Source organism: Microcoleus sp. T3_B1, from assembly GCF_036700445.1.
Taxonomy (GTDB): domain Bacteria; phylum Cyanobacteriota; class Cyanobacteriia; order Cyanobacteriales; family Microcoleaceae; genus Microcoleus.
On record NZ_JAUBOX010000199.1, the window covers coordinates 1 to 1,096 of the forward strand.

1 pseudogene is annotated in these 1,096 nt (G+C 44.3%); it reads left to right on the forward strand.

What is annotated here, in order from left to right:
• Positions 1 to 14: 14 nt before the first annotated feature.
• Positions 15 to 1,096: pseudogene (locus tag QT990_RS35740) on the forward strand (non-ribosomal peptide synthetase); the annotation flags it as partial.

Consider the following 1,096-nt stretch of genomic DNA (forward strand, 5'->3'; position numbering starts at 1 on the left):
AGCTCTCAGTAGAGATGAACCTTAAAGTTTCAGTCAAGCTTCTATTTGAGCATCCCACTATAGCTAAATTAGCCAAAGCCATCGAACCGCTGTTCACCACTGAGCCATCTGTCAACCCAAAAGAACTTCAAACCGAAGTTGAAAACCCGCTGACTGTTTCTTTACCCAAAATCACAGACTCCTCTCCATTTTTTAAACTAGAACAGCGCTCCTTGCTATCCTTGTTAGCTGTAGGTAAAATAGCACCAGTTGATTCAGCAGCTCTGGGTTATCTTCCTCTTTCCCTACTCAAAGAAACCAAGTTGACTCGCGATGAAGTCCTCCAAAAATGGTTTGAAAACCTTCCGATGTGGGATGCTATTATGGAAACTAAATGGGGTCTAATAGCGGGTCTAATCCTCCCTATATTCGAGGATGAACTATACAGCGACCAGCAAACACTTGTACAAATGGTTGTTGAAGCTTTAGAAATGGCAGGGCGAATCGGTGCAAAAACTGTTTCTTTAACGGGTTTAATTCCCTCGGCAACCGATTACGGTCGTGCCATTGCCAAAGCTATTGAGGGGCGTAACGACTTACCGAAAATTACTACGGGACACGCTACTACCTGCTCTACTGTTGTTCTGACCATTAAGAAAATTTTACAGATTAGTAACCGTTCTTTACAGGGAGAGAAAGTCGCTTTCATCGGATTGGGGTCAATTGGAGCTAATACCCTGCGCCTGATGTTAAAATGTTTGCCGCATCCTCAATCGATTATAGTGTGCGATATTTACAGTAAACTGGAATCGCTTCAAAATCTTCAACGCGAACTGAGCGGTGATTTAGGATTTCGAGGTGCTGTTCAAATCGCTACCTCTTCATCCTCATCGGAACTCCCACCGGAAATTTATGACGCTACCTTAATTATTGGGGCTACCAACGTCCCGGATATTCTCGACATTGATCGGCTCAAACCAGGCACTCTAATTGTTGATGATTCTGGCCCACACTGCTTTTCTCCAGAACAGGCGATCGATCGCTTTGAGAAACACAAAGATATTCTGTTTACCGAAGGTGGAGCCCTTCACGCACCTGACCCGATAGAAACGGTCAT